This window comes from Streptomyces sp. NBC_01294 (assembly GCF_035917235.1).
Classification (GTDB): domain Bacteria; phylum Actinomycetota; class Actinomycetes; order Streptomycetales; family Streptomycetaceae; genus Streptomyces; species Streptomyces caledonius.
In genome coordinates this window covers 3,663,256-3,680,110 of sequence record NZ_CP108423.1, presented here as the reverse complement: position 1 = coordinate 3,680,110, position 16,855 = coordinate 3,663,256, and the positions used below count along the sequence as shown (strand labels likewise).

Below are 16,855 nucleotides of genomic sequence, written 5' to 3'. Positions count from 1 at the left end.
TCGAGAGTCGGTTTTCATCCGCGTTACTCCCACTCGTGCTGTCACTCTTCGGAGCCGTTCCGAAGCAGACCGGACGTCGATCGCCGCAGTGGTGATCGCCTCTTGCTGAACTGCCTGCCGCATGCACCGATCGACGTTGGGCATGCCCTCCTCCGACCTCACTGATGAGGTGGCCTCTCGCGGGTGCGGCGGGCGGGCGTCATTGGCCAAAGCCGGTTGTTGCAAGTCGAGTTGCTTGCATCTCCCGGCGGCCTTCTCGGTCTGTTGCGACAGTAGCCAGGGCGCCCCACGACACCCCGGAAAATCCTTCCGGGGTCCACTTCGGCCACGAGGTGATGATCAGGACATGCGAGGGATGACAGAGAATCTGACCATCGGCGAGCGCGTCGCCTGGTACCGGCGGCGGCGCGGCCTCTCCCAAGAGGTACTGGCCGGCCTTGTCGGCCGCACCACGGACTGGCTGAGCAAGGCGGAGAACAATCGGATCGAGCTTGATCGCCTCTCGGTGATCACCTCACTCGCCGAAGCCCTCGATGTCTCCCTTGGAGACCTGCTCGCCGAGCCGACGCTCATGGAGTGGTCGGCCGACAGCGGCCACCGCACAGTCCCAGCGATGCGCGAAGCGCTCATGGACTACAAGCAGCTCACGCCCCTGCTGGGGTCTGCACCCGATGACGAGCCACCTGCCCTACAGGACCTTCGTTCCAACGTGAGCGAGGTCCTCGACGCCTATCAGGCGTCCCGCTACGGATTCGCCACTCGACGTCTTCCCTTCCTCCTGACAGACGCCCTCGCCGCATCTCGCGCTTACTCGGGGCATGAGAGGGAGGAATCCCATGCGCTACTCGCCCTGGCCTACCACGGCGCAGCCATGGTGCTGGGCAAGGTTGGTGAGTCCGAGCTGGCATGGATCGCAGCTGACCGCGGTCTGGCAGCCGCGCAGCACAGCGGTCGAAGCGAGGTCACAGGTTCGCTCTTCCGCGCGGTCACGCACTGCCTCCTGGCCACCGGCCGTTTCACGGCAGCCGTCCAGCTCGTGAACGACGCGGCAGCCGTCATGCAGCCGGAACTGGGCACTGCAGACGACGAGTACCTCTCGGTGTACGGCACGTTGTTCCTCACCGGCGCGATGGCCGCTGCACGAGCAGAGGACCGGGCAGCTACGCAGACTTTCCTCCGAGAGGCCGACGAGACCGCGCAGCGACTCGGCGCCGATGCCAATCACATGTGGACAGCCTTCGGTCCCACGAACGTGGCGATCCACTGCGTAGCCACCGCCGGCGAACTCGGTGACATTCAGATTGCTGCGGACCTCGGAGCGCGCATCGACACCAGCGGTATGCCAGTGGAACGGCGTGTGCGGCACAGCCTCGAAGTCGCCAGGGCGCTGAGTGCCTGGAACCGGACCGACGAAGCCCTGGCTGTCCTGCTGGAAGCCGAACAAGCCGCCCCCGAGCAGGTCCGCCACCACTACATGAGTCGAGAGCTGGTCATCGGCTGGATACGCGGCACCAGAGGCCGGCCGTCCCATCCCGTGGCGGACCTGGCCCGAAGGCTCCACATCGTGGCGGGAGGCTAGAGTCGAATCCGTGAGCGAGAACGAGCATGAAGCGAAGATGGCCCACCCCCGCATGGCGGCTGGCGCTCTCTTCTTCGACGAAGCTGATCGAGTACTGCTCGTCGAGCCGTCGTACAAGGACTATCGAGATATTCCCGGAGGCTACGTCGAGGAAGGTGAGTCGCCTCGACAAGCCTGTGTGCGTGAGGTCCAGGAGGAATTGGGCATCGAGCCGCACATCGGCCGCCTCCTCGTCGTCGACTGGGCGCCGAACCCAGGAGAGGGGGACAAGGTCCTCTACCTTTTCGATGGCGGCCGCCTAAGCGTAGATCACCGCCAGCAGATCGCGCTGCAAGCGGACGAGCTCCGTGGCTACGACTTCCACGGCGCCGAACAGGTGCCAGACCTCACCATCCCCCGCCTCGCGCGCCGAATCGCCGCAGGCATCCAGGCCCGAAGGAACGGCCTAACTGCCTACCTGGAACACGGGCAGTCGCCGGAAACAGGGGCCTGACCACGCCCGCGCTTCGGCGCCCCGTTACTGGCCCAAGGGAATGCCGTGAACCTGCCGCCAACCGCCACCAGCACGAATGTCCAGTAGCAGAGGCCTTGGTGGCGGGATCACAGGTGCGTAGGCTGACCCTGGCGCGCGTTCAGAGACGATCGAAGGCCATGTTGTCTCGCTGTTCGAGGAGTTGTGTGACCGCATCGAGTATCGCCGTCCGGGACTCTTCCGCCAGCTCTAGCTGCAGGTTCAGACTGGTGACCCTCTGCGAGTCGAGTGGCTGGGTTCCGGAAGGGCTCTGGGCAGCAATGTCGGCTCGCAGGCTCGATTCAACCTCCCGCATCGCCGACAGGAACCCTTGGTAGGGGCTGCTGCTCGGCTGCCTGGACTGGAGGTAGACCCGTTGGCTGATGATCCCGGATGTTGCGGTTCGGGTCAGTAGGTTGTGCGCTGCCGCCTTTTCCGTAAACTTCTCAAGATCAATGAAATGGCCAACTTCGAGATCCTGGACGGTCGTCCGTAGTGTCTCTAGCCACATTGCCGTCGTGACCCGAATCTCCGCGAGCTTACTGATGGCCTCCGCTGCGAAGGTCGCGCTTGCCTGTGTCTGCTCAGTGCGCTCCTTGCGACGCTGGAGATGGAGCGGGCCGAAGTAAGCGGCCAGGCTCCCCAGCAGGGTGCCAGTGACTCCAGTGGTGATCGCGAGCAACGCCGAGTTCATGGTGGCATCATGCCTGGCCATGCAGGTTCCTGCACGTGCTTTCTACGGACTCGAACGAGCTCGTGCAGGGCGCTAAGTCGGCCGCAGGTCAGCGGTCGCGTCGGTCAAGCGGTCAGCCTCATTGAACGCGTCTGACCGCCCTGCCCTGGCTCCCTCACCGTCTCCGCTGTTGCGCGCAGCAAAGGGGCGGGTGTCAACGGCCTCTGAGCGCATCCGGTTGGTGCCCCGGTGCCGCATGTCCCATGGCTCAACTCTCTCCAGCGGGGAGTTCACCTTGGTCCTTAACCTCAGGTGCCGTCGACCCTTGGGGGCAGCTTGGCGTAGGGGACTGGGCCCGGTCTCTCCAGGCGGTCGTAAGCTGTACCTGTGGGGGGAAACGAGAGAAGCGTGATGCCGCAGGATCGGTACCACATCGCAGACAGCACCCTGGGCGAGGGGGCATATGCCGAGGTCTACCGCGCGGTGCACCGCGAAACCGGTGCAGAGGTCGCCCTGAAGCTTGCGCGCAAGGGACCAGAAGCACAGGCGCGCATTCGGATGGAGATCGAGGCCCAGAAGATTCTCGCCCACCCCAACATCATGCCGATTCGTGATCATGATCCGGGATTTCTCTGGTACACGATGCCGGTTGCAGACGGAACCATGAAGGCACTGAGGCCCGGGCTGGATGAGGAGTCTTTGATCTCTATCCTGTTGAATCTTGCCGACGCACTCAAGGTCGCCCACCGGCAGAACCTGATTCATCGGGATATCTCTCCCCTCAACATCCTGGCGCTACCCGGTGAGAGCACGGGCGGACTGCGATGGGTGGTGGCGGATTGGGGGATGGTTCGACGTCCGCTGCCAGTAGGAAAGTCCCCCCTCACAAAGACCGGCCAGCAGATGGGGACACCGGGATTTGATGCCCCTGAGCTCAACGACGATCCACGTAAGGCCACAGCCGCAGTCGACGTCTACAGCCTCGGACGGGTGGCTGCTTGGTTCCTCACGGGCAAGATGCCGCAGACGGGCCGCCCGCTGTTGCCCGATGGTGACGTGCTGCACTGGCGCCAGTTTGTGCTGGAGTGCACTCAAGAGGAAGTTATCGCACGACTGTCCAGCATGGATGACCTGCGGCGTCAGCTGAACGCCATCTTGACTGAGCGCGATGAACCACCTGCTCAGCGCGCCCGGCGTCTGGTAAATGGACTCCTGCGCGGAACCGTGGGCAGCCTGGAAGACCTCGTGGCTCTAGCCGAGGCCTACGGCCACGACGCTTCGCTCTTCTTCGATCAGCTTGCGCGTGTGCCCTCCCTCACCCTGCGCAGATGGGTTGCCGAATCACCACAGCGCGCAGCCACCCTTGGATCGCGTATGGCTCACCATCTGGTTGATAGTCCATGGGAAGACCGTGATCAGCAGTACGTGGGGACTCCTCTAGGCTTCGTCCACACCGTAATTCGTGCGCTCGTGGAGACGGGGCAGCTAGGTCTTGCCCAGGACATGGCTGGCGATTTCTTCGCAGCTGACGCCTACTGGCGATACTCCGAGCAACGGACCCGGACCCAGGAATGGCTGGATGAATTGGACGCCCCGAGCGTCAAAGCCATGATCCGCGCCCTAGGGCGCTGTGGTGACGTGGTTCGTACCTACTACAGGGAGGGTGGTTGGCGACCGCAGAGTCCTGTGCTGCACGCCTTCTTCGGCTAGGGACCAAGCTTTCTGCCCACCACCGTGGCGGTGGACCCCAACACCGTGGTGCAATGGGTGGGTGCTGATCCAAGACTCCCTCGTGCCCGACGGTCCGCTGCATGCTGGCGGCCTCCTGCCAACAGAACCTGGTTCCGGCCGTGGACGCAGCCATGGCACCAGCAACAGCAAGGCCTTTGACCGGTGGTTCCGCTACCCGGCCGGCTTCGCCTCCGACTACGTATCCACCCTGCTGGAGACCCTGAGCCTGTCTTCAGGCAGTCTCATCGTGGACCCCTTCGCGGGATCAGCGGTGACAGGAACAGCCGCGCGCCGCGCTGGGCACTCCTTTTCCGGGATCGAGACTCATCCGCTCATCGCGGAGTTGGCAAACCTGAAGCTGCAGGCTCCCCCGAGCAGTCCAGAATCGTTTGCAGTGATGGCAGGAGAACTGGCCAAGGCAGCCGAGCAGTTGGCTCCCTCGGCCGCGGCTGGGCTTGAGACCGAAGCAGATCTGACACAGCGTTGCTTTCAACCTCACGTCCTCGCGCGCCTCATCTCGCTGCGGGATCTCATCCGTGCCGGCCAAGCCGACGAATGGGGAGTGTATGCCAAATGGGCGCTGCTGGGGACTCTGAGAGATGTGGCTTCTGCCCGTGTCGGATGGCCCTACCAAAGGCCAGGGACTCAGCGGCGGCCGAGGTTTACTGACCCCCTCGGTCGGTTCGTCCAACGAGCGACGTGGATGGCAGAAGATCTTCAAAATGTCGGGGCGAGTGGATCGGGTATGTACGCGTCTGTGACCCATGGCGATTCTCGTGACCCAGAGGCGTGGGGAAGCATAGAGGGAGCACATGGTTGCGTGGCGTCGCCTCCATATCTGAATAACTTCGACTACGCCGACGCGACACGACTGGAACTCTACTTCTGGGGCGAAGTCACCAGTTGGGCCCAGATGTGTTCGACGGTGCGCTCGGGGATGATTACTGCCACGACGCAACAGAGCAGCGTGGCTGCTGCACGTGAAGCGTCCTCAAAACTGGCGCGCTTCGGGAATGCAGGAACCGCTGTCGAGGAATTGACCGCGCAGTTGGAGGCGCAGCGCAATGAACGGAGCCGGGGCAAAGAGTACGACCGTGTCATCCCAGACTACTTTGCTGCCATGGCCCAGATTCTGGAGAATCTGGCGAAGTCCATGCTTCCCGGAGCATCTGCGGTGTGGCTCGTCGGAGACAGCGCTCCATACGGTGTCTACGTAGATACGCCAGGCCTCATTGGTCAGATTGCCGAGCACGTCGGATTCTCCATGGAGAAGGATGTTGTGCTTCGTCGGCGTGGACAGCGCTGGGCCAGCAATCAAACACGACATGACGTAGAGCTTTCGGAGCGTCTCATTCTGCTGCGGCGCCAGTAGGCTGTGTCCGGGAGCGAGTGGGCCGAAGCGGAAGCTCACTCGATCCCGGACTTGCACTACGCGCCGTGTCGAGCACGCACAAATTCGAGAAGTAGGCTTTCCTTCACGGCTCGGGTGTCAGCCGAGCGCTCAAACACCATCGACTCGTGGGCGAGTCTTCCGGCAACTGCCCGAAATTCCTCCACGAGCTGGTCGAATGCCATCGACAGCAGCCCTTCCGTAAGTCCGGGGCGTCGCGCGAGATCCTTTCCAAGAAACGCAACGACCTCGGTCTTGTATTTTGCAGGGATGTAGAGAAGCTCCCCGCCATCGGGCTGATCAGGAATGACCACAACGCGATGGGCCAGTCTGCGACGGGCCTCGCTCAGCGCGTATCCGCCCTTCAGCCTTTGCTCCCCCACGGACCTCTTGCTGCGGTGCTTGGTGATGGCTCCCGCGAATTGCTCAGCTCCTGCGTGGATTGCAGTATCGACACGCTGCCCCTCCAGCGTGCCCCTGTCCCAACGCACGACAGCGCGTTCGGGCTCATCGGATCGGTTGATAAGCAGTGCCATGATCAAGCCAACGGAGATTGCCTGCATAACTTCGCGACCTTGGCCACTCCGCAGGGCGATGACCTGGTCCAGGCGCGCGCGACTCCATCGCTGGTAGACCGCCAAGGCCTGGCTTTCTGCAGCTGCGACATCGCGAGGGGGCAGGACCAAGTAATTCTCTTCGAGATCGAGACCATCAAGCAGCGCAAGCAGAATGCGCGCTTCGACGCCCACGATCAGAGTGTTCTCACCGGTGTCGACTACGAGGGGGTCTCGCCGCTTGGGGCGAAGCAGTTCTGCAGGTGTGACCGGCAGCTGCGACAGGCGTTCACGCAGACTGTGGCCCCTGGCTAGGGGATCGAAGAAGCGACGACAGAGCTCGATATCGCCCTCCACGTCGCCGATTTCTTGATTGTAAGTCAAGGACCATAGTTGGGTGAGATCGCGAATCAAGGCAGTACACTCGGAGGCTGTCATGACGGCAGGAACCCCGAAAATTTCGCGGTTCTGACCGGTTGCGGCCTGTTGTTTCACGGTCGCAGAGCCTCCGCAAAATAACCGCGCCGCTCCAAGTCTTCGATCCTAGCAATACTCGCTTGGTCGGTATGGGCGGACTGATGCGGCATGTGGGGGAGGATGACGACGACCTGATCCCTACTCGACCCATTCGGCCGATCGGTGAGGTACTGGGCGAGTCCTGACATGCGCGTACTGTCTAGGAAGGCGCCAAATTCATCGAGGGCGATCAGCCTATTCGCGGCCGGCGACTCCTCACGGTCCAGCTGGGCAACCTGCGCCTGGGTGAATGCAAAGGCTTGCTGTCCGCTGGAGAACGCTGATAGCGAGCGCTGACGCGTCTCACCTTCAACCGTCCAGAAGACGTTCATGTTGTTCGCGTCGAGGCGGATGTCATCGCCCCCGTCGAATAGAGCTTGGCGCACGAGGTCATCGGCGAACCATCGTCGTACTTCTGCTGCCAGCCACCAGCGCGTCGCTGCGTCGAATGGGTTGCGTTGGTGGTCAACTGAAATATGGCGGTCGAGATCCAGTTCGGTAGCAAGGGAACCCAAGGCCGATCCAACGCCACGCACAGTCGTGAATGTGCGCTCCAGAAGGCCCCGGCCCTTCTCCAGCTGCACGGAAATCCCGTCGAGAGTCTCGGCTTGCGTCTCAATTGACGCTTCACGCAGAGATTCAATCGAGGGCACTGCCCGGCGCAACCAGGAAAATTCATCCCTCGTTACCAGTTCCTGTACGATGCGGGAAATGTGAGTGGATCGCTTATCAGCTTGCTGCTGTGAGAACTCAGCCTGTTGAGCAGCTTGCGCCTCCTTGCGCTGGATCTCATCGCGCTCAACACGTTCGCGATCTCGACGGCCGCGTACACGTGCGGCGTCTACGTCCGCGTCGGTGCACAATCTGTCGAGTTCTGCTGCAAGCATCTCTTCGCTGAGTCCCCCGCCCAGCAAGGCGTATACCTGGGTGAGGCGGATGTGCTCGGCCTGCACGTCCCGACCCTGCTGATCCAATGAATCGCGGGCCTCAATCAGCTCTTCGAGTGTGCGCGCAGTCTGCTCAGGCAGGGCGCCTGCCGCCGCGCGCAGCCGCTCCTGCGCCCCAGCGTGTTTGAGGCGAGCTTGATCTACTTGATCGAGTGCATCCGACATTTGGGACAGGGCGTCCAGGCGATTGCGAGTGTGCTCGATCTCTCGGCCCAGTTCTTCGGCGTCTGCAGACGGAGCCCGCTCACGCAAGGACGCCGCCCGCTGCAGGCAGGTTTCCTTCCAGTCAGTGATGGTCCATCCGAGTCTTCCGTCAACGGAGTCGAACAGAACCTCGGCACCCAGGTCGTTGCCTTCGGCTTGCTCCAAGAGGAAGGCGAGATCATTTAGCACGTCTATGACAAGAGGTGCCGAGTGAACCCGCGGGCGGAGTTCTGTCAGCTCGGTCAGCTTTGCCCCGACCTTGTTCTGCAGAGTGTCTACTGCGTCACGATGCGGTGCAACGTCTGCGAAGGCCGCCAGCTTCTCGAGTGTGGAGTCCGCATCGCGAAGTGCTCTGTCGCATCGTCCAAGATACTTCTGAGCGTTGTCGAACTCGCGCTCTGCTTGCCTGTCTTTATGCTCTCGAGCACTGGCCTCGGAGATTTGTTTGTTGAGCTGCTCCTTCTTTCGGTCTAGTTCGTCTAGTCTTTCCTGCAATTGGACAAGTTTTTCCTGCATCTCAGGCCCGCGTCCTTGGACCTGCGCCAGATGCTCTGCTGTATCCACAGCCTGGTCAAGGAGTGCAACTCGTTTCTGCAATCTCTGGGCCTGCAAAGCGAGCTCATCTGCGCGAGCCTTGGCCTCTCTTGCGGCGGTGAACTCGGCGGCCAGTTTTGCGGGCGCACAGTCTCCGATAAGCGTTTTTAGGTCGCCCAGAATATCGTCGAGTTGAGCCTGCCGGCTCCGCCCGCTCGCAGAATCCCAATCCTGAATGTGGTCGCGGGCATTCTGAATCTGACTCGCAAGTACGCTGACCGGAGTCTTGGCTGCGAGTACGTGATAGACCTGGAAGAGAGATTGGATATCGCGGGGGCGCGCTGTATGGCCGGAAATTCTGATGGCTCCCAGCAGCTCTCCGGGCGGCTCTGCTTTGGATGGCCAACGATGCGGCTCAACCAGCCATTCGATCTCGCTTGCTTCATTAAGTCCTGTGACCGTTACCCGCGCTCGGGTCAGCTGCTCCCGAAACGTCCGCCATGAAGCGTCCTGTCCTGCGAATGGCTGTTCCCCGGCGCAGAGTCGAAGAAGCTTGATGGCGTTGGTCTTGCCAATTCCGTTGTAGCCCTCGATTCTACAAAGCGGAAGGTCGGGGATCTCCTCGATGATGCGCAGGCCGCGGCGGCACTCCGCTTCAATCTTGATTTGCATTGCGCACCAGCCTCTCGAGCATGGCCTCCATGTCGAACGGCTCCTTTGCCAGGGATTCCAGGATCCGAAGGTCGATCGGGACGGAGGCTGCGGGATTCGCAGGGGGAGATGTCGGGTCCACATGCGAGGCCGCCTCCACCTCGCGCATCACGTTCAGCATTTGCAGTCCAGAGTCCGGCACCAGCACGCGCCCCCCAGCTTGATCATCTTGCCGTGTGTGATCACGCATTCTATCGAGCTTGTGCATGGTTGGGATGGAGGCATGGACATCAGTGAGGCTGCGCCAACTACCCGATAGCCGGGGCGCCTTCGAGGTGTCTTGCGGTCCCGCCAGCGTGGTGCCGGTATCCGAGCTCGTGCTGCCTGGCTGAGGTCCCTGCCGATTGCGCGTGAGCGGTGCGTGAGCGGACGGGGTGGCACAGGGTGGATTGGTCGGCACGCGGGTGCCAGGCTGCGCCTTGCTGACCTGGGGAAACGGGATTCCGTGGCACGGACCGGCACCAGCAGGGATGATCTTGTGGGGCCTCGTAATGCGTAGGTCTCGGGTTCGAATCCCGAAGGCGGCTCTGTAGAACCCCCAGGACTCACTCGCCGTGACCTGGGGGTTTTGCTATTTCCTGGGTCACGGCCCAGGAAGGTGCGTGTGAAGGCCGGGTCGGGCGTCGTCGACCCGGCCTTCTCTGTGCGGGGGCTTCTGATGGTTCGGCAGGTCGGGGCTCGGTGGGTCAGAACACGGGCAGGGCGCCGAGTGTCGTGCCGTCCAGGAAGAAGACGCGGTTCGCGTCGGCCGTGATCCAGTAGCGGTCGGGGGTCTTGATGATGGGGAACACCCACGGCGGCCGGTTCTCGGGCGAGAGGTCGACGACGTTCATGCCTGATTGTGTCCGGCTGACGGTGACCGACCAGAGGCCGTTTCCCTGTACGACGAGCGGGCTGGGCGGGTCGCATTCGAGGAGACCTGCGAAGGCCCAGTCGGTTCCGTGGCCGTTCCGGAGGTCGTAGCGGAGGGGGAATCGCAGCACCGTCGCGTACACGTGGTTGCCGTGGATGGTCGGCGGGCCCCAGGAGACCGCGCCGCCGTTCGGCGGTTTGGGGTTCTCGGCCGACCAGAGGTCCTTGCCGTCGACGATGTCGAGGACGGAGAGGTTCTTTCCGGTGATGCACAGGGAGCGTTCCGACACGGCGAGCTTGGCCCGGCCGTCGGCGGACTGTTCGCGGCGGTCCCATGCCGTGCGGCCGTCCGTCGTGTCGAGGGCGACGACGGCCCCGTCCGCCGCCGCGATGACCAGCCGGCCGTGGGCCGCCACGCCGCGCGACCCGGCCTCCGAGCCGAGGTTCGCGCCGACGCCGACGGTCCAGCGGATCCTGGCATCGGAGCGGCCGATGCTGCGCACCCGCCCGTCCTTGGTGATCAGATAGACGGCTTCGTCGTCCGCCGCGAGGAGGGAGGCGGCCTCCGCGGGAGACGTCCACTTGGGCCGGCCGGTCGAGGCGACGAAGGTGACGAGGGTGCCGTTCCGGTCGGTGGCCGCCACCAGCCGGTCGGAGAGGGACAGGTAGCGGTTGCCGGCCACCGTCCCCGGCGCCGACCACCGGAGTGAGCCGTCGACGACACTGCGCGCGGCGATGCCGCCCTTCGGCGCTCCCACGATGACGACGTCCCGTACGGGCAGGGGCGCGGGCGAGTTGTCCGCGAGCGCCGAGGCGACGCTCCAGAGCGGCTCGGGGGCCGAGCCGAGGACGTAGTCGCCCTTCTTCGGGTCCAGGACGCGGGCCTGCGGGGTCTGTACGGCCGGAGGGATGTCGAAGGGGCCGAGGTGGTTCCCCTTCCCGATCCACCACGCGGCGCCGCCGCCGACCGCGAGCACGGATCCTCCGACGGCGAGGCCCGTCAGCAGGCGGCGACGTGAGACGGCACGCGGTGCGACCGCGCCCGGCACCGTGGTCAGCCGGTGCAGGCTGTGTTCGCGGGTCGCGATGTCCTGCGCGATCGACCCCCGCCGCCAGGCGCGTTCGGCGCCTCGGGGCGGGGCGAAGTACTGGATGATCTGGTCGGGCAGCGGCCGCGACGCCGGGTCCTTGGCGAGGCACGGGCCGATCAACGGCTGGAGCGCGGGCGGTACACGGTCCAGGCGCGGCTCGCCGTGGACGACCTCGTACTGCACGGCGGCGACGTGCGAACCCTCGTACGCCTGCTGCCCGCTCGCCGCGAACACCAGGACCGCGCCCAGGGAGAAGACGTCGGCCGGTGGACCGACGCGCTGCCCGACGACCTGCTCGGGCGCGCCGTAGCCGGGGGTGACCGGGACCTGGCCGGTGGTGGTGAGGGTGAGGCCGTGCTCGGGGCGGGCGATGCCGAAGTCGATGACGCGGGGGCCGGTCGCGGTGAGCACGATGTTGGCGGGCTTCAGGTCCCGGTGGACGAGACCGGTGGCGTGGATGTCGCGGAGCGCGTGGGCGAGCGCCGCCGCCAGGGCCCGTACCGTCGGTTCGTCGAACGGCCCGTGGGAGCGGACGGCATCCGCGAGCGTCGGCCCGGTCAGGAATTCGGTGGCGATCCACGGACGCCCGCCCTCCGTTCGGGCGTCCAGGACGCGGGCCACGGACCCGCCGGCGACCGCCCTGGCCATCTGGGCCTCGCGGACGAATCGCTGCGTGAGGTTCTGGTCGTGCGTCAGGTGGGGGTGCAGCACCTTCACGGCGGCGGCGTGCCCCTCGCCGTCCTGACCGACGTAGACCTTGCCCATGCCTCCTTCGCCGAGCACGGCGAGGATGCGGTACGGACCCAGTCGGATCGGGTCTCCGGATTCCAGGGGCTTCATTGCGTGTGAGGCTTTCCGTGAGTTCAAGCGAGGGGGTACGCGGCGACGTATTCGTCGCCGATGGCGATGAGCCGCCCGGCGGACGCGTGGGCGAAGTACCGCGCCTTGGCGGCTTTGAAGGGACGGGTCACGGCGCCGGTCCGCAGGTCCGCGGCCAGCAGCCCGGACGAGGCCTTGCTGTACACGTACACCTGCGCGATCCCGACTGTGGGCGGGGTGTCGAGGTCCTCGGCCGGGACCTCGCGGCTCTTCTCCGCCCACCGCAGTGCCCCGCTCGTGGCGTCGAGGGCGACCATGCCGCGGCCTTCCTCCACCGCGTACACCACACCGTCCTTGACGGCCGGCGGGCTGAACCGCGCCCCCGGCGTCGCCCCTTCGAAACGCCAGGCCGGCTTGCCGTCGGCCAGGCCCAGCGCGACGAGTTCACCCGCCGACGGGTACACGTGGCGGCCGTCCACGGCCACCCGGGCCCGGCTGAGAGCCGACTGCCTGCCGCTCAGCGGCCGGTCCCACAGCGCTTTGCCCGTCCGTGCGTTGTGTACGACGAGGCGCGGTTCTCCGTCCGCGGACTGCTGGACGAGGACCAGGTACTCACCCACGGCCTGTGCGGACAGGAAGTGCAGGCGCTCGGACTTGTCCGGTCGAGCGGGGAGCGGGACCTCCCAGAGTTTGCCGCCCGAACGGGTGTCGATGCCCAGCAGGAACCATGTCTGGCCCTTGGCGAAACCGGTGGGCATGTGAGGGCCCCGGCCTCCCGCCAGGTAGACGGCATCACCCGCCGCGCAGAGCAGCTGGGTTCCGTAGAGGATCGCTCTCAGGTCTTTGAGTTCACTGAACGGGGCCTTGAGGTCTCCGGTGGCCGGATCGACCGCCGAAACGCGGAGGGGATCGGTCTCTTCCAGGGTGTAGTCGGCGGCGTAGATCTGCTTGCCGTCCGTGGCGGTCCGGCGCATGAAGTAGACCTGGGGGTCCGACCACTTCGCCGCTCCGGTCGCGGGATCCAGGCCCTGTACGCCGTACTCGCCCACGAGGAGCAGTCCGTCCAGGACGAGCGGCGCGGGGGGAATGAGGGGGTCGGCGGAGCCGGCCTTCTGGACCTGCCAGAGCAGGTCCCACGCCGGTTCCTTCGAGGAGGCGGCGGGCGGCTTCGGACGGCCCGGCCAGGCCCAGGCCCAGACGCCGGCTCCGACCGCCGCCGCTCCGAGTACGGAACTCCCGCCGAGGGTCAGGAGCTTGCGGCGGGACAGGACGGACGGGGTGAACGGGGCGGACGGGTTGCCGCTCGGGAAGGTTGCGGCGAGGTCGTGTCCCGGTGGGGCCGGGAGGCGGTGGGGCCGGGCCTGCCAGACGCCACCGGCGCGGCGGGCGATCTCCATGAGCAGGGGCTCGGGGAGATGGCCGGCGAAGCCGCCGCCCCGCCCGGGGTGCAGCTGGGCGGCGAGTTCGGTGGTGTCGGGGCGGTCGGCCGGGTTCTTGCCGAGGCAGCGGGTCAGGATCGGGAGCAGGGCCGGGGGGACTCCGGTGAGGTCGGGGTCGGCGTAGCGGACGCGGTAGATGAGGTCGGCGTGCTGTCCGGTGCCGAAGGGGCCGTGGCCGGTGGCCGCGTAGGTGAGGACGCCGGCGAGTGCGAAGACGTCTCCCGCAGGGGTGTGTTCCCGGCCGGTCGCCTGCTCGGGGGACATGAAGGCGGGCGTGCCGGCGGCGGTACCGGTGCGGGTGAGGCGGTCGTCGCCGATGGCTCGGGCGATGCCGAAGTCGATGACTTTGGGGCCGTCTGCCGTGATCATGATGTTGGAGGGTTTGAGGTCGCGGTGGACGACGTCCGAGGCGTGGAGCTGGGCCAGAGCCGCACAGAGCAGGGCTCCGAGCGCGCGTACCGCGGGCTCGGGGAGGGGTCCCGCGAGGGAGACGGCGTCGTCGAGGGGTGGGCCGAGGACGTACTCGGTGGCCAGCCAGGGAGTTTCGGCGAGCGGGTCGGCGTCGAAGACCTGGGCGCCGTGGACGGAGCCGATGACGCGGGCCGCGTCCACTTCCAGGCGGAAGCGGGTGCGGGTGGCGGGGTCGGTGGCGATGCGGGCATGCATCGTCTTCAGCGCCGCCGTACGGCCGGTGGCCGAGCGGGCGAGGTAGACGGTGCCCATGCCGCCGCTGCCCAGGCGGGCGATGAGGCGGTACGGGCCGAGCCGGTGCGGGTCGTCGTGGGTCAGGGGGGAGAGCATCAGCCGTCAGTCCAGGGGAGCGGGAGCGGGGAGTTCGGCCGCGAGGACCTGCGCCGACTGGCGTGCGAGCGCGGCGACCACGGGCGCCGGCAGGGGGATCGGGGCGGCCGTGTCCAGGACGGTGGCCTGATGTGCCGCCGTGGGTGCGGCCGGCTCCGGGTGTGACACCGGGCGTGCCTCCAGGTGTGACTCCAGGTGGGTGAGGACCTGGTGCGCCTGCGGACGCCGCTCGGGATCGCGGGAGAGGCAGGCCATGATCAGTTCGCGGAGGAAGGGGGGAAGTTCGTCGCGTTCGGGGACGGTGTGGCCGGTTCCCGCGTAGGCGAGCACCGCCCCCAGGGCGTACACGTCGCCCAGCGGGCGCGGCCGTCCACCGGCCGCTTGTTCCGGCGCGAGGCTGCCGGAGTCGAGGCCGGGCAGGCCGCTGCGCCGCATGCCGTCCGGGGCCGCGGCCCGTACCGCCCCGAAGCAGCCCAGGCGGGCGCCTTCGGTGGTGAGCAGTACGGCGGCGGGGGAGAGGCCGGCGTGCGTCACGCCGAGGGCGTGGGCGGTGGACAGCGTCCGGGCGAGGGAAGCGCCCAGGGCTCGTACGACCGGCTCCGGCAGCGGACCGCCGTGAGCGCGCAGGGCGGCGGGGAGCGGGAGGGCGGGGACGTACGGCGCCGTGTACCAGGGGAGGTCCGCCGTGCCGCCGACCTCCCCGACCGGAAGGAATCCCGGTATCGAGAGCCGACGGGCACCCTCCGCCTCGATCGCCCAGCGGGTCGGGTCGACGTCGGTGCGCGGGAGGAAGGCGAGGAACGTGCGGTCGCCGTCGGCGCTGCGGGCGATGAAGCGGCGCGCGGGAACGGCCTGTTCGGACTCCGCGTCGAGCCGGGCCAGGGTGATGTGGGGCCCGGTGTGCGGAGGGTCGTCATGGCGCAGCCGTTCCATGCGCGTTCTCCCCCGGTCCGTGATGAGCCAGGACAACCCTACTCGCGCACTGGTGCGGGACGGAGGGAGGTGGCACGGGGGCGTGGGTTCCGGGGCTCGGGACGGGGCGATCGGCTGGGGCGATTGTGGAGTTCGGGAGCCGGTATGGGGTGGGTGTTGTGGTGCGGGGGTGGGCGGAACAGGCTGGGCCCGCAATGAGGTAGCCGGGCTGTCGGGCCGGCACGTACGTGGAGGTGCGGCGTGGGACGGTTCACCGTTGTCGTCAACGGGGAAGAGCAGTACTCGATCTGGGCCGAGGGACGTGAACTGCCCCTGGGCTGGCGGGACGCGGGTGTGGCCGGGACCAAGGAGGAGTGCCTCGCGCACATCGACGAGGTGTGGACGGACCAGCGGCCGCTGAGCGTGCGCTAGGACTCGGTCCGGCGTCCGTGTCCGGTGACGGGCTACGCGTCCGGCGGGAGCCAGCCGCGCTGGACCGCCCGGGCGCCGGCCTCGAAGCGGCTTCGGGCGCCCAGGCGCTCCATCAGGACCGTGGCGATGCGGCGGGCCGTGCGGTGGGAGACGCCGAGGCGCTTGGCGATGCCCTCGTCGGTGTGGCCCTCGGCGAGCAGGCGCAGGGTGGCCGCCTCCTGGTGGTCCAGTTCGCCCTCGTCGCGGCGGGGGGCCTGGCCCAGCGGGCGGGCGTTCTCCCACACCGTCTCGAAGAGGGTGCACAGGGCGGTGAGCGTGCCCTGGCCGGTGAGGGCGACCGCGCCCTGGCCGCTGTCCTCGCTGTTGACGGGGAGCACGGCGGTCGTACGGTCCACGATGGTCATCCGGAGCGGCAGCACGGCGACGGTGCGGACCTGGCCGCCCAGCTCCGTCAGCCATTTGGCGTGCGCCTCGCTGGCCGGGTTGTTGCGGACGCTGTCCAGGTAGATCGTCCGCATGGTGACGCCCCGGCCGAGCAGCCGCTCGTTGAGCGGGCGGGAGGCGGCCATGTTGGCCTCCGTCTGCGCCCCGCCGGGGGCGAAGACCATCACCTCGGTCCGGACGTTCTCGGTGAGCACCGCGAGGCGGGTGCGGACCTCGTCGACGTCGGCGAGGTGCTCCACGCTGACCGGCGCCCCGACCGGGCGCAGGTCCTCGTACTCGGAGATCAGCTGCCGGGCCACCGCCCGGGCGCCGGCGATGCGCTGGCTCTCCCGGGCGAACTCGGCCTGCCGCCGGGCCAGCAGGTATTCGAGGCCGACCTCCGGGCTGACCGCGCGGGGCGGGGCGGCGGAGCCGGTCGGGCCGTCGGCGGGGTACTGCACGAGGGAGAGCCCGGCCAGCCGGTCCCACGCCTCGCGGACGGCCTCCTCGGAGATGCCGAGCCGCGCGGCCAGGGCCTGGGCGTCGTCCCGGGGGCGGCTCAACATCGCCCGGTAAACAGCCTCGGTCGGTTTGTCCAGTCCCAGTACTTCGAGCATCGGCCCCCCATCCATCAGCAGCCATTATCCCTGTTGCGTCTGACAAGGGCCCGGCTGGACAGATTGGGTCAGGGCCCAATCTGGCCACCCGGAAACCCTTTGCCGGGCGTGTGACCGTG

Annotated in this window: 13 protein-coding genes; 5 read left to right on the top strand and 8 right to left on the bottom strand. The window is 66.7% G+C overall.

The window, feature by feature from the left end:
* Positions 1–355: 355 nt before the first annotated feature.
* On the top strand, positions 356–1,579 hold the full coding sequence (locus OG534_RS16490) for a helix-turn-helix domain-containing protein (RefSeq protein ID WP_326588815.1): 1,224 nt from the start codon (positions 356–358) through the stop codon (positions 1,577–1,579).
* Positions 1,580–1,589: 10 nt separating this feature from the next.
* Entirely contained in the window at positions 1,590–2,072 is a 483-nt protein-coding gene (locus OG534_RS16485) for an NUDIX hydrolase (protein ID WP_326588814.1), read from the top strand.
* A 139-nt stretch (positions 2,073–2,211) separates the two neighbouring features.
* Here the strand turns inward: OG534_RS16485 and OG534_RS16480 are convergent, their stop codons facing one another.
* Positions 2,212–2,784 carry a hypothetical protein gene (locus OG534_RS16480; protein ID WP_326588813.1) on the bottom strand — a complete coding sequence of 191 codons (573 nt, stop codon included), beginning with the start codon at positions 2,782–2,784 and terminating at the stop codon, positions 2,212–2,214.
* A gap of 390 nt (positions 2,785–3,174) precedes the next feature.
* Between OG534_RS16480 and OG534_RS16475 the strand changes: the two genes are divergently transcribed.
* On the top strand, positions 3,175–4,473 hold the full coding sequence (locus OG534_RS16475) for a serine/threonine-protein kinase (protein ID WP_326593664.1): 1,299 nt from the start codon (positions 3,175–3,177) through the stop codon (positions 4,471–4,473).
* Positions 4,474–4,534: 61 nt separating this feature from the next.
* Positions 4,535–5,866, top strand: coding sequence for a DNA methyltransferase (locus OG534_RS16470; protein WP_326588812.1), 1,332 nt, complete (start codon positions 4,535–4,537; stop codon positions 5,864–5,866).
* Positions 5,867–5,922: 56 nt separating this feature from the next.
* On the opposite strand, the gene OG534_RS16465 is transcribed toward OG534_RS16470, so the two are convergent.
* The 6 genes from OG534_RS16465 to OG534_RS16440 all read right to left on the bottom strand — a co-directional run bounded on the left by OG534_RS16465 (position 5,923) and on the right by OG534_RS16440 (position 15,285).
* The gene (locus tag OG534_RS16465; protein ID WP_326588811.1) at positions 5,923–6,933 is read right to left on the bottom strand and encodes a hypothetical protein; all 1,011 of its coding nucleotides are present in this window, start codon (positions 6,931–6,933) and stop codon (positions 5,923–5,925) included.
* Positions 6,930–9,311 (bottom strand): hypothetical protein, encoded by a 2,382-nt coding sequence (locus tag OG534_RS16460; protein ID WP_326588810.1) that lies wholly within the window; start codon positions 9,309–9,311, stop codon positions 6,930–6,932. The genes OG534_RS16465 and OG534_RS16460 overlap by 4 nt, the downstream gene beginning before the upstream one ends.
* The gene (locus OG534_RS16455; protein WP_326588809.1) at positions 9,295–9,558 is read right to left on the bottom strand and encodes a hypothetical protein; all 264 of its coding nucleotides are present in this window, start codon (positions 9,556–9,558) and stop codon (positions 9,295–9,297) included. Before OG534_RS16455 ends, OG534_RS16460 begins: the two co-directional genes overlap by 17 nt.
* A 478-nt stretch (positions 9,559–10,036) precedes the next feature.
* Complete coding sequence (locus tag OG534_RS16450) at positions 10,037–12,133, bottom strand: protein kinase domain-containing protein (RefSeq protein WP_326588808.1); 2,097 nt, start codon at positions 12,131–12,133, stop codon at positions 10,037–10,039.
* Between the two features lie 23 nt (positions 12,134–12,156).
* On the bottom strand, positions 12,157–14,352 hold the full coding sequence (locus tag OG534_RS16445) for a protein kinase domain-containing protein (RefSeq protein ID WP_326588807.1): 2,196 nt from the start codon (positions 14,350–14,352) through the stop codon (positions 12,157–12,159).
* A 6-nt stretch (positions 14,353–14,358) separates the two neighbouring features.
* Complete coding sequence (locus OG534_RS16440; protein ID WP_326588806.1) at positions 14,359–15,285, bottom strand: serine/threonine protein kinase; 927 nt, start codon at positions 15,283–15,285, stop codon at positions 14,359–14,361.
* A gap of 240 nt (positions 15,286–15,525) precedes the next feature.
* Between OG534_RS16440 and OG534_RS16435 the strand changes: the two genes are divergently transcribed.
* Complete coding sequence (locus OG534_RS16435) at positions 15,526–15,696, top strand: MbtH family protein (RefSeq protein WP_326588805.1); 171 nt, start codon at positions 15,526–15,528, stop codon at positions 15,694–15,696.
* 32 nt (positions 15,697–15,728) lie between these two features.
* On the opposite strand, the gene OG534_RS16430 is transcribed toward OG534_RS16435, so the two are convergent.
* On the bottom strand, positions 15,729–16,736 hold the full coding sequence (locus OG534_RS16430) for a helix-turn-helix transcriptional regulator (RefSeq protein WP_326588804.1): 1,008 nt from the start codon (positions 16,734–16,736) through the stop codon (positions 15,729–15,731).
* Positions 16,737–16,855: the final 119 nt, after the last annotated feature.

What these genes read in the sequence shown, in the direction of transcription:
- OG534_RS16480 (WP_326588813.1), bottom strand. Translation starts at nt 2,784, where the DNA reads ATGAACTCGGCGTTGCTCGCGATCACCACTGGAGTCACTGGCACCCTG.
- OG534_RS16490 (WP_326588815.1), top strand. Translation starts at nt 356, where the DNA reads ATGACAGAGAATCTGACCATCGGCGAGCGCGTCGCCTGGTACCGGCGG.
- OG534_RS16445 (WP_326588807.1), bottom strand. Translation starts at nt 14,352, where the DNA reads ATGCTCTCCCCCCTGACCCACGACGACCCGCACCGGCTCGGCCCGTAC.
- OG534_RS16440 (WP_326588806.1), bottom strand. Translation starts at nt 15,285, where the DNA reads ATGGAACGGCTGCGCCATGACGACCCTCCGCACACCGGGCCCCACATC.
- OG534_RS16455 (WP_326588809.1), bottom strand. Translation starts at nt 9,558, where the DNA reads ATGCACAAGCTCGATAGAATGCGTGATCACACACGGCAAGATGATCAA.
- OG534_RS16430 (WP_326588804.1), bottom strand. Translation starts at nt 16,736, where the DNA reads ATGCTCGAAGTACTGGGACTGGACAAACCGACCGAGGCTGTTTACCGG.
- OG534_RS16475 (WP_326593664.1), top strand. Translation starts at nt 3,175, where the DNA reads ATGCCGCAGGATCGGTACCACATCGCAGACAGCACCCTGGGCGAGGGG.
- OG534_RS16460 (WP_326588810.1), bottom strand. Translation starts at nt 9,311, where the DNA reads ATGCAAATCAAGATTGAAGCGGAGTGCCGCCGCGGCCTGCGCATCATC.
- OG534_RS16450 (WP_326588808.1), bottom strand. Translation starts at nt 12,133, where the DNA reads ATGAAGCCCCTGGAATCCGGAGACCCGATCCGACTGGGTCCGTACCGC.